Source organism: Photorhabdus kayaii, assembly GCF_025384895.1.
GTDB lineage: Bacteria > Pseudomonadota > Gammaproteobacteria > Enterobacterales > Enterobacteriaceae > Photorhabdus > Photorhabdus kayaii.
Genome location: NZ_JAJAFZ010000015.1, coordinates 32,503 through 44,878 on the forward strand (window position 1 = coordinate 32,503; position 12,376 = coordinate 44,878).

The 12,376-nt window shown below is 39.8% G+C and carries 6 protein-coding genes and 2 pseudogenes; 6 read left to right on the forward strand and 2 right to left on the reverse strand.

Features of this window, described 5'->3' with window-relative positions:
* Window positions 1–84: 84 nt before the first annotated feature.
* Window positions 85–2,661 (reverse strand): annotated as a pseudogene (locus LGZ98_RS08085) (neuraminidase-like domain-containing protein); the annotation flags it as partial.
* Window positions 2,662–3,320: 659 nt separating this feature from the next.
* Here LGZ98_RS08085 and LGZ98_RS08090 point away from each other — a divergent pair.
* From LGZ98_RS08090 to LGZ98_RS08115, 6 genes and pseudogenes are all read left to right on the forward strand, one after another.
* The gene (locus LGZ98_RS08090) at window positions 3,321–5,210 is read left to right on the forward strand and encodes a lipase family protein (protein ID WP_113042133.1); all 1,890 of its coding nucleotides are present in this window, start codon (window positions 3,321–3,323) and stop codon (window positions 5,208–5,210) included.
* Window positions 5,207–5,948, forward strand: a pseudogene (locus LGZ98_RS08095) (hypothetical protein). The gene LGZ98_RS08090 and the pseudogene LGZ98_RS08095 overlap by 4 nt, the downstream one beginning before the upstream one ends.
* 33 nt (window positions 5,949–5,981) lie before the next feature.
* Window positions 5,982–6,722: a hypothetical protein gene (locus tag LGZ98_RS08100; protein WP_113042131.1), complete on the forward strand. Its 741-nt coding sequence runs from the start codon at window positions 5,982–5,984 to the stop codon at window positions 6,720–6,722.
* A 101-nt stretch (window positions 6,723–6,823) separates the two neighbouring features.
* The gene (locus tag LGZ98_RS08105) at window positions 6,824–6,967 is read left to right on the forward strand and encodes a hypothetical protein (RefSeq protein WP_158536545.1); all 144 of its coding nucleotides are present in this window, start codon (window positions 6,824–6,826) and stop codon (window positions 6,965–6,967) included.
* A 75-nt stretch (window positions 6,968–7,042) separates the two neighbouring features.
* Complete coding sequence (locus tag LGZ98_RS08110) at window positions 7,043–7,822, forward strand: DUF4123 domain-containing protein (RefSeq protein ID WP_113042130.1); 780 nt, start codon at window positions 7,043–7,045, stop codon at window positions 7,820–7,822.
* A 440-nt stretch (window positions 7,823–8,262) separates the two neighbouring features.
* Complete coding sequence (locus LGZ98_RS08115) at window positions 8,263–9,174, forward strand: LysR family transcriptional regulator (RefSeq protein ID WP_113042129.1); 912 nt, start codon at window positions 8,263–8,265, stop codon at window positions 9,172–9,174.
* 116 nt (window positions 9,175–9,290) lie between these two features.
* Here LGZ98_RS08115 and LGZ98_RS08120 read toward each other — a convergent pair whose 3' ends face one another.
* Entirely contained in the window at window positions 9,291–12,203 is a 2,913-nt protein-coding gene (locus LGZ98_RS08120; RefSeq protein ID WP_262977934.1) for an RHS repeat protein, read from the reverse strand.
* Between the last annotated feature and the right edge of the window lie 173 nt (window positions 12,204–12,376).

The following is a 12,376-nucleotide window of genomic DNA, read 5'->3' on the forward strand; positions in this document are numbered from 1 at the left end:
AGTGAATCCCCGGGAGCATAGATAACTATGTGACCGGGGTGAGCGAGTGCAGCCAACAAAGAGGCAACTTGAAAGATGACGGGTATAGAAATATGATTTAAATAGATCTGTATTATTAATCTTATCGATAATACAATCTTGGTTACTACTCGTAGTTGTGGTTATTTCTTCTTTAGTTGTTGGGAACCAAGCCCTTACAGTACCAGTTGTATTGCTCCTATAAAATAGCAGACGTCCTTTTTCATTATTGCGGTATTGATAAACGGGATAGATAAGCTTTTCATTTTTAGAGTGATTTGGGTTTTTATTTATATTTGTATAAATAATGAATTTATCACCCAATTTGCCATATTTCTTTATTAGATTACACTGAATGCGCTCTCGACCTTCTTTTCCATCATGGATTATTCTTAATTTTGGTGAAATATTGATTTTTAAATCACTTGATGCAACTGTGTAATTGATAACTATACTTCCGCCATATACTTGGCTAAGATTATATTTTCCCCAATCATGGCTGTTGCTATGATTCATCAATGAAGGGATTTCATAATCCTCTGCATAGCGGTTATTTATTCTTATGATGCTATTAGTATCGAAATGTGTATAACCGTTATTTCGATAAGAGTTACATTGTTCATTGGTCATATCTTTGGAAGACATATCGGAGAAAATATATAATCCTTGCATTGGCGCAGTTTTATAATCATCCAATTTCTCTTTTTTGCTATAAAACATTACTAACAAGGTATCTTCCCCTTGATAACCTGCGCAATAGAGTCCAGGAGCTTGAGATTTTGTCAGTTCTAAAGCGAGTATTTTTTCATTTACATCAAAAGTGATTGGCACATTCCAGGTACCATCATAACGAATATGAGCCAATTTTAATTCATAGTGATAGTCAGTAATGACTTTATTATCCTTATCTTGTTTAGCTGTTTCCTTTTGTTCCAGCCAAATCAGATATAAGCGGGATTTATAGATAACTGGGCGGATGGTGCTTTGGTAGGGATTAATTGCGCAATCAATTTTATTCCATTCACTCCAGGCATTGGCGGAGAATTTACCGTCATTGAATTTACTGTGATCGACGCTGCGCCAGTAATATTGATTAACTTCTGTTTTACTGTGCCCGATAAAATAGGTCAGCCCTTGGTCATTATTAACGTTATCATGATAAGCACTAATGACTTCCAAATTAGCGACTTGTTCAAACGAGGTCAGGTAAGATTTAAATGCATCTTCTACCGTATCGGCATTTAATTGGCTTTGGCTGACGGATTGCAATAGTGTATCCATCATTTTCGTTTGTCCGATACGCATCGTCGGATCGATATAATTTTCGGGATAGTAAATTAATTGTGAAATGCCAGCCCAAGTACTATAACGTTTATTATACCCGTCATCTTTCAAGTTGCTTCTTTGTTGGCTGCACTCTCTCACCCCGGTCACATAGTTATCTATGCTCCCGGGGATTCGTTCCCTTGCCGCCGCGATGCATCTTGAAATCCATTGGGTATAGGAATATTGTGAAATAGGTGCGTTACATAGTATTAAGGAATTTTCAGTATCAATGTTGTATTTCTGCATATAGTATTTAACTAGAAATATTTTTCCTAATATTGTTGGAGTAATGTTCTGTTCTGGAACAATTTCATCTATTTTTAAAATCGGCAAGTTTACAGCTCGTGATAATAAAATAATTTTATTGATTTTTAGTAAATGTATTTTCTGAGCATTCAGTTCATTATTTGGATATTTGTGAATAAATTGGCTGAGCTCTTCATCACTAAAATTATAATAACTTTTCAGATATTCTGGCATTGCCAGCCAGGTAGGGTCAATATCGCCAAAGTTCTTTTTATAAATTTCATCTGCATTAGCCTCGGTAATCTCTTCTGTCAGAATATTAAGCAGCTCTGGTGAGATAGAGTTATTAATTCCTAGCAGTGAAGCTTGATGCATTAATCCGGCAACAGCGGGTGATTTCTGAAATTGCTCAAGTTTAGGATCTTGTAATTGGATAGCTTTACGCACATTTTCGTAAGCATCATGATAAGGTATTGTGCCGGAAGGACGGAAAGTGGATAACATTTCCATCACTTTAGTATCGCTGTCCAGATTAGACTTATTAGCTTTAATTCCTTTCAACAAAATTTCATTAGACAGAGAAAGCGTGGAAAGCTCGGTGTCCATATTTTGCTGATTGAGCTCCATTGATTGGAGATCTGGTCGGCGTTCATCCAGATGATAAACGGAGTCGCTGGCATGTAAATTACGTGCTTCACGATAGAGTTCAGTTAAATAAGCGGCGGGGGAGAACATAGAGGAAACCGAACCCGGCGCCACATATTGGCTGGCTCGGCTACCGAATTCATTATTGTAGCTTCTCAATTCAGCATGAGGGAGGGTAATACCGAGGTGCACTGCATTTTGTAACTGTGGGTTAGCGCGTTTGAGAATACGTGCTTCATATAATTGATTCTCTTTTTGTTCCTGTTGTGCATCACAATATAAACGGTTGGTCTCTGACCAAGAGAGATGATCAGAGACTTGCTGGCGGAATTCATTAAAAGAATAGTGGCAAATATCGGTCAGACAATTAATACCACATTGGCTTTGTAATACATCAGGTATCTCTTTATTCACGTATGCGTTCATGTTTATTCCTTTTAAATCATAAGGTAAATGAAACATCCGTGTGATCTCTGTACCATTGATACAATAAAAGAATGATTCCGTTCTATGGGAAGATGAGGATAATCACTATGTCACTGTTTTCTTCAAATAGCTGTTGCAAAAAAAGCAGCCGCAAAATTTGCAATTGGTTTTTGATTAAAGCTGGATGTGGAAAATCAGTAAAGGCCAGTTTTTTTATATATCGTGGACTGATTCTTTTGGGAATGGGGTTGCATTCTTCATTATATTTACAATAACTTAATCTTTTATTGAATTTGTAACACTTCCTTACAAAATCTACTTTTTGTAAATTAAGAAAATGAAATTTTTTCTTGCTATTTGATGATGATTTAATAATCATAACTTAAGTTCCATCATATTGGATAATATGAGGGAAATCTCAACTCCTGTTCCCTTATTCAAAGGGATTAATCGATGGGAATACATTTCGTCTTCCTGTTGTTCAACTCGCTATTACTCACGGCATAAACGGTGTTTCTTATCTGTGGTAATAGGATTTTTACTATCTTGTTTCTTTAGTGACGCAATCAATCACGGCTATTCCCGACAGGATATTTATGCTGATGAAGGTGATTGATAGCCGGGCGGGGAAATAACGTTAAAAGAAGGGAGTAAAACTAATGGGTATATCAGATCCACGCTTATGCTTTGATTGTAAACGGTTTCTGAAAAACTGGGTGGAATTTCAGTTGGTGGATGAACAGGGAAAGCCGCTGGTCAACATGCCTTATCGCCTGATCAGTCGCGGAACCCCAGGTTATGTACGCCAGGGGACAACCGACGGTTTCGGTGTGCTCAGAGAAGAGGATCTGTTGCCTCATCCGGTAACTTTGTATATCGGCGCCCAACCACTGGCCGACGAAATGGAGCAGCGTCCGTTACGGGAAAAACGGGGAGAAGAATTTTCAGTGGTGAAACCAAAAGCAGAAACCGAAGGCCATCAATATCGCTATGTGACTATCGGGCAGATTAGTGATGGGTTGCCAGTGCTGGATGATTGGAATGATCCCAAAAAAATTCCACCTCCCTATCATTTCCCAGACCCGGAACCAAAAGGCTATCAGGTTCATCCGTTAAATCGCCGGTATGTGCTAGAAATATGTCCTTTTCGAGCCTGGGTTTTGCAACTGCATCATCAGAAGGAATATTCCATTGTTAATGCCTATAACCAGTGTTTGATGAGCGTACTGGCCTATGCCGATGGGGATGTCAATGTAGTAGGCTCTGTGAAACACTTTTTTAACCGGCAAATGGTGGATGTTTCAAGATTGCCCTATAAAGTGGAAGAATTGTCGGCAACACCTGTCGTTTACGATGTGCCGTTTAGTGAATGTTATACGCGAGTAGAATTTATTAATTCAAAATCAGGAGATAATAGGCAGGGTAATACCCAGTTGTTTTATGTAGCCAGTAAAAATGATGTGATTGTCAGTTGGCGGGGTACAGCCAGTACAGAGGATGTTCTGACTGATGCTACATATCAACCTTTGAGGGTAGATTGCGATGAAAAAGCCCTATGTAGCGGGTTCATTCACAGCGGCAAAGTACATAAAGGGTTTTGGGAAGCATTCAGTCTAGTTGCAAAACTAAGAGTTCCCAGCGATAAGAATATAGCAGTATTTAGTGATGTGTTGGATTTGGCTAAAAAAAGAAAATTATTTGTTTGTGGTCACAGTCTAGGAGGAGCGTTAGCATTACTGCATAGCGCACAATTAAAAGACCATAATCCTTGCTTCTATAGCTACGGGATGCCTAGGGTATTAACCTTTAATGCGATACGGGAATTGGTGGATATCATTCATTACCGTCATGTGAATGAAGATGACCCGATCCCTTCTTTACCACCGGAAAAAAATTTGGATAACTGGCTATATAATTGTTGGGGGCCGCTAGGCTATCTATTCAGCCCTGTTGAATTGTTGGATTTTACCAAAAGTGGTGAAGTTTTCCTGCATCACGGAAAAATAGTGCACTTTTGTAAAATCAATCTGGTTATTGAATGGCTGGAAGAACGTAATCCAAGCAACTATATACGGCTCAGAACCACCTTACCCACTAAAACAAAACTGTATTTAATTCCGTCGCTAAACCGTGAAACCGAAAATAATCTAAAGGACGCGAGTGAAATTCAAAAAGGATTTTTTAAACAGATAAGCGATGCAGATAAGGCCAAATGGTTTCCGCTGAGCGAAAACCCAACTTTAAAAGATGCTTTGGGTTTCCCTGATCACAGTTCATTAAAATACGCCCGTTATATTGGTGCGCGATTGGCAGAGCTAATCGCACCGGGCAAATACCATTTTTTCCGAGATCAGGAGCAGTTATTTGAAAAAACGCTGAATGAGAGGCCCGATATTGTTGCATGTATTCGGCAGCGCGATGCACTATTTTTACAGATGGACCATCACTTAAAGCAAGCGTTGATTTGCACTCAACAGGATCAAAAAGGACTTTTAGCCTTAACACGCTATATAGATAATGCTGTAGGAATTGAGGAAAACTTATCATGATAAATATTAAACAATACTTATCGGTCTTATCAGTGATTTTAATATCGGGTTGCGCTGACTCCCATGAGCCGCTTTCTCCTCCTAAAGAGAATCAGTGGATAACCGTAGAAGGTGTGGCGCCGAAGTATACAAAACCATATGTGTCCGCTGTGTATATATCAAAAGACTGCCTTAAATATCGTCTGGATTCCAATATGTCGCCTTTTAAAGTACCAACTTATAATGGATTGAATCTGGATGTAAAGGTCAATCCACAAACCGGTTATTTTCAGGCAAAGTTACCTTTTAATGGAGGAGGCCGGTGTAAATGGAAAATTGACCGAGCCTTTGTTACTGTAGGTTATACCGATGTCCGCCATTTGATGAAAGATGCTACTCAAGAAGCAGGAACTGGGGGCATTGGTTTAACTGCATTTATCAACGATGCAACCCAGACAAATCTAAGCGAAACGGCAGCATTGAATACTATAGATTATAGTCCGGTTATTTACCCTGTATTGGAAATGGTTAATAGATTCCCCAAAAGAATATTCCTACAGGGTGAAGTAGGAATGCGTCCCTTTAGATTAGGGTTAACTCCAGGTGCTGAATGGAAAATTACCTATAAGCCTAAATTAGACGAAACCAAAATGCCTAAAATTATTATCCCACCTGGCAAAGAACCTTCAAGAGTTGAATATCCTGATGGCAGAGTTGATTTAAACAGAGACTCTATTTGATTACTGGAAAATAAAATAATGCCCCCTCTGTAGGAATTGAGGAAAACTTACCATGATGAATATTAAACAATACTTATCGATCTTATCGGTGATTTTAATATCGGGCTGCGCTGACCCTAATGAACCGCTTTCTCCTCCCAAAGAGAATCAGTGGATCACAGTGGAAGGGGTGGCACCTAAGTATACAAAACCATATGTGTCCGCTGTGTATATATCAAAAGATTGCCTGAAATATCAATTACATGCTGACATGTCACCTTATAAGGCGCCAACCTATAATGGGCTTCGCTTGAAAGTGAAGGCCGATCCACAAACTGGTTACTTTCAGGCAAAACTACCTTTTAATGGCGGAGGCCGATGTAAATGGAAAATTAACCGTGCCTTTGTGACTGTAGGTTATACTGATATTCGCCATTTGGTGAAAGATGCTGTTCAAGAGGAAGGAGCTGAGGGAACAGGTTTAACTGTATTCATTAATGATGCAGCCCAGACATATCTCAGCGAAACTAACGCATTGAATAATATAGATTACAGACCGGTTGTTTATCCTATTCTAAAAATAGTTTATGGGCGCCCAAACAGAGTATTTCTACAGGGTGAAGTAGGAATGCGTCCCTTTAGATTAAGGTTAACTCCAGGTGCTGAATGGAAAATTACCTATAAACCTAAGTTAGATGAAACCAAAATGCCTAAAATTATTATTCCACCAGGCAAAGAACCTTCAAGAGTTGAATATCCTGATGGCAGAATTGATTTAGACAGAGATTCTATTGATTACTGGAAAATAAAGTAGTGTTATCAGAGTTTCCAGTAAAAATCACTGACTGTGAGCCAGTAGGAAGAACAAGGAACATTGGCCTTACAACATTACTGTGATAAGAAGGAATTATCAGTATGAAAATATTGAAGATAACGCTGTCCTTATTATTTCTCTATTTTATTTACTGGGCGTTTGGGGACACTTTTTTTGACTGGCTTTTTCCTTTTCCACCTGACGAGAAGAAACAATTGATTACGGTGGAAGGCGTCGCGCCTTAAGTATCCTGCCAGACCGCTTTGTGCTGTGCAGGCTCAATTGGAAGCTAACTTGATTATCGATAACCAGGAGGATGTATGAACACTTCTATGAACTGGAAACAATGGCTGACTACGCCTAATAAGCCGCCTGTTTTCTTTATGCTCAATTCACTGGCGGAACCTAACCCGGTGGCGCTCTTTTATCGTAATGACTGGGTAGAGCAGGCTTTTCCGCTATACAGCAATACACCGATGGATCACATGCTGGCGCAAAGCCCCTGGCTGATTCAGCCTAAGTCAGGTTGTCTGTCAGTAATCGGTCATCTGCTTGATAGCCATACCCTGAGCGATAACAGTTGGGGTTGGGCTTATCGCAGTGAGGATTTATGGGCGCGACAGCTTAATCATTGGCGTTCACGCCAGCAGGTGATATTACAGGAGAAACAGGTGCTCTTACGCAGTATGGATGCGCATATCCTCGGTCAGTTATTACCGGCAATGATAGTCAGCGATTGGTCGGCATTTTTGACACCGGTAAGTGAACTCATGATCGATATGCCCGAGCCGCAGATTTATTATCGGCCTGAAAATTGTGGTCACGGTGGCAGTGAACAACCCTTTGTCTTGGGCGACCATTTAATTGAGGCTTGGTTACATTCTGATTATGCTTTTCAAGGTCAGGTATTCGCACTTATTAGCGATTTATGGGAAAACCACGGTGAATTGGCTGATAAGCTGGATAAGCCAGCAGGGAAATTACAGGAACGGATTATTGATTGGCTGAAATCGCGTTTAGAAAGTGGATGTAATATTAGTCACCTGACCAGTGCAGATTATTTACAGACGCTCGATGAACAATATACGGGCATTAATTAGCGAGTAAATGGTCAATATTTTACGAATTTATAAACCTATCATTATGATGGCTATTTTAAACAAGAAGAAATGTGGTTAGTTTCTTCTTGTGAAATATTAATAAGTTGTGGTTGATGTAAATTATTTGATGTTATATTTTGGTTTGTTTAATGGAAATATTTTTGTAATAAATTGAAATATAAAATATGAATGATGATAAGATATATTTATATTCAATGAAATGATCTGGGTTTTCATTAAAATCATTATTCCAACATAGTGGTAAATTATATTTATTTTATAAATATAATGTAATTATTAAACAAATATTAAGAATTAAAGTGGTGAAATACAATATCAATTAATGCATGTCCTAATGTAAAAGAATGCAAAGTAGAAACATCGTTGTCATGTTCTATGGTTAATATTCTATTTCTAGAATGAAAACAAGAGGGTATGTGATGATATTTTGTTCAAAGCAACTAAAGTATTTTATGGAATCAGCGAAGAAAGAGTCATTCACGTTAGCAGCGGATACGCTTTGCATTACCCCCTCTCCACTTAGCAGGATCGTATATCAACTGGAACAACGTGTGGGGTGCCAATTATTCGAGCGACTACCGGGAAAAACCAAGCTCACAGAAGAGGGTAAGGCATTATATCAGGAGTTGTTACCGTGTTATGAAAGGATCCAGAAAGTTGAGGATAACTGGAATTGTCGTAAAAATTATAAATTATCAAACAGAGACAAATTGGTTATTGGCACAAGTGGAGAATATGTTAATAAGATATCTACGGTCGTAAAAAGAGCGGTGCAACGTTATCATTACCGCGATATTTGTATAATCAACAATTTCCTCATTGATGATTTAATAAGACAAGATGCAGTATTTTCTTCCTTAATGAAAGGGGATATAACGGTTTATGTGACGACTGAATGTTATCCAGATAATGATGATATCATCAGGATAGATGGTGCTTATCAAATGTTGTCCCTTGCCGTATCCAATGATATTTTAGAACCAGAGAGTCATGTTGATGAAATAATATATAGCTTTCCTTTGGTTCAGCATAATAGTGCCTTTTTAAAACAATGCGATAATTTTATGCCATTGAATTATCTGCCTGAATACCAGAATTTAGCGTTATTGACGATCCCTGATTTTACTAATAGATTGGATCTGGTAAAAGCGGGTGTCGCGATAAGTTTAATGACTCCCAATGAAATGCGCTATTCTGCCCATATTGATAAAGGTATAGTATTTTTGAATTTTGAATCACGTCCAGCACCATCGGTAAGGTATTGTGCTTATGCTCTCAGAAATAAATATAAAGAACCATTAAATTCATTAATTTCTGATTTGATATTTTAGTATGAGAGATAAGGTATTGTTATTTTAATTGGTTAGATATTGTTTTAATTATGTAATATTGAATGTTAAAAGTCATCAAGCCATGAGATAAATATTCTCTCATGGCTTGTCCCTAATTATTTCTGGATAAAGTTTATTTTACTGTTGTATCCCTTCCTATAGGCGTGGCGAATTTCAGAGAAAGTTATTGCTTCGGCATATTCATTCGGACCTTCTTTCCTTCTTTTTCCTGTTTTCCAGGGTTTATCTGAATTTAGCTGCTCGATAGTCAATTTTTCCCCGTTATATCCAGCCATAACAAATCTGAAATCAGGTGATGCTAGTTGTTTTATAAACCAATCCATACCTAATTTACTTGTTTGTCTAAAGAATGCCGTTGCAATAGTATTTTTTAGCCATGATTGGTCTGCTGCTGATAAGGTGCTTTCAAGTTCTCCTGCATTTCCTGCGGAAGCAAATTTCGTTAATATATCTCTCTGCCTTTGAATAGTGAAATCGCTACCATCACTATTTTTTAAAATAAATGCGTCTAATTTCTGGAATCGTTTTTGGCCGGATAACCCACTGAAAAGTCCCTTTGACGGTAGAAGGTTTTTTATTTTACTCTGAATATCTAGTTTTCCTTTATTTTCTACCATATGAAAACTCCATGACGCAGTGTAAGCATATTGTTGTTCATAGGCTTCCTGTTTGATTTTAGCAGTAGCTGAACTTTCCTCTATACCCATTGCATCCAGATATTTACGTGAGTTAGTTCTTATATTTCCCTCATTCAATTTAGGTGGACTGTCTTCTTTAAGATTTTGAGAAATTCTAAAATAATCAGACAGACTTAATTCACCCATGATACCAAGCCCGGCATTATATTCATCGATGGTAACCGGATTCTTATTAGCTGCGAATGCTTTTCCCATCTCAGATCCGCGGTGATGGCTGAAACCATATATCACAGTGTGTTCGACATCTTTAATTTCAGGGGCTCTACCATCAGTATCATGATATTTAATTGGATTATTCCTCACCATCCGATATAAATTCAGCCCATCGATTGTTCCCGCCGGATCGGCGCTTAACCACCGTCCTACCCAAGGCTGATAATATCGGTAGCCGTAATAATACAACCCGGTGGCATCCCGCTCTTTGCCTGAATAACGGATGGTTTTATAACTGGCTTCTGTCTGATTCCTGGCTGCCCATAATGCCGTGCCACCATAGGGATAATACTCTTCCTCACTGATAATCTGTCCTTCGCTATCTAATTCAAGTTGACTAGAGCCGATAAGATTATCGTAGCTGTAACGTAGCTGATTATTGTCGATATCTTCCGGTTTGCCGCTCTCCCAATGTAATACTCGTACCTGTGCCCGGCCCGCTTCTCCTACGGTGATAATTTGCAAATCTTCGGTTGTGGTCGTGTTGTTTTGTGTTAGACGAAGTTCTAAGCTCGACAAATAAGTTATTCGCTGTATTTGAGCGTTGTTGCTGGTCCGTTGTTCGTTGACTTTTAATGTCCTTCTCCCATCACCACTATAACGATACCATTCCCGATCATCATTGGCACCCTTGTCCCGTTTCACCAATGTTACTTGTTGCAGTTCACCGCGAGTATTCCAGTTCAGGTTTTGTCCTGATATCAAGGTGTTCTGATGCCCGCCAGCATCAAACAAAGCGTCTACTTGCGCCGGATCTTCGGTCAGTGTGCTGAGTACTGCGCGATTGCTCTGGCTAGAAACTGTGATATCCGTGGTGTAGTTATTTTGAGCAGCCGGTGAACTGTGCTGGATTTTAGTCAGATTACCGCCACGGTCATAAGTATATGTACGGGTATAGTTGGTGTAGGTGTTATTGTCAGAAGGTAGAGCCGGGGAGGGAAATTGGTGACTTTGTTGACCTATATTCGCCATCTCGCGCCCGGTGGCGCTGATAAGCTGATACAGGGAATCGTAAGTGTAGGTGTTTTCCGGCACCACTTTCTGATTGTGCCAAAAGCGGGTAGCTTCCGCATCGTTACGGATACTGATGATATTGCCCACCGGGTCATACTCATAGCGTAGATCTTGCAACACTTTGGCGTTTAATGGATTGGCGTCTGACGGACGGCGGGTTTTGATACCAATAAGCCGTTGGGTTTCCGGTTCATAACTATATTCAGTAATAACACCATTGCCGTGTTCCTCGCGTAATTTTTGTCCGGCAGCGGAATAGGTCAGGGATTTGATAATCACTTGTTCCGTCTGGCCTTTTACTGTTAACCCGCTCCCGTTTAGCTGCCCGGCCACATCATAAGTTAGCCTCTGAATGTTCCCTTTCGCATCGGTCTGAGTCAATAAAACGCCGGTGGCATCGAAGGTGCTCAGGATGGTGTAGATGTCATCAGCCAGCATGTTTTGCCAGCCGGTTTCGTTATTACCTGTCCAGTTTGCCTCTTGAGTGTCGATCAAGAGTTGGTTGGATTGAGATAAAACAGTACCGGTCAGTGACAAACTCTCCAACCGGGTAACTCCCGCCGTGTCATAGTGGCGCGCGCACTGGCCGGCAAGGTTATGGTTTTTCTCTGCTTCGCTATTGCCAGCCCAAATCAGGCGCTCGGTGATACGGGATGTTTTTTCCTCTGGTGTTTGTTCGGTAACAGATAACAGACGGCCGGGCAGGGAAGAAGTTTCATATTGCCGGGTTTGTATGACACCTGTTGCAGTCACTGTCAGCAGCGGACGGCCTTCAATATCATTCAAGGTGACCGTGCGACCTGCATCAATGCTCTCTGTACGTAGGGGATTACCGGTCAAATCATACTGCCAAAGAAAATTGGGTTTGATCGTACTGTTGGTTTGCCCGACCTCATAGAGGCGCGGATCGATGCTTTGACTTAAGTGTCCGTGAGTATTGTATTGATGGCGGGTAATACGGGTATCGGTATCACCGTTTGCGGTGGTGCGGTGAAAATCGATATTACGGATTGTCAAACCACGGTTGTCTTGGACGTTGACGATAGGGGTTTTTTGATAAAGTTTGGAATCAATATTTTTCATGATTTATCTCGTTGTTGGGTTGTTGTGTGTAATCCTTTCTGCAATCGCAATTTTTGTCTGCATATTAGTTTTCTTACGATAGTGTAGTAGATAATTTCCCAGTTTAGCTGGAGACAGATGGTTTGCTGTGGCAGTGGGCATACCTTATTGCTTCCAAAGTTACTAATCCGCCC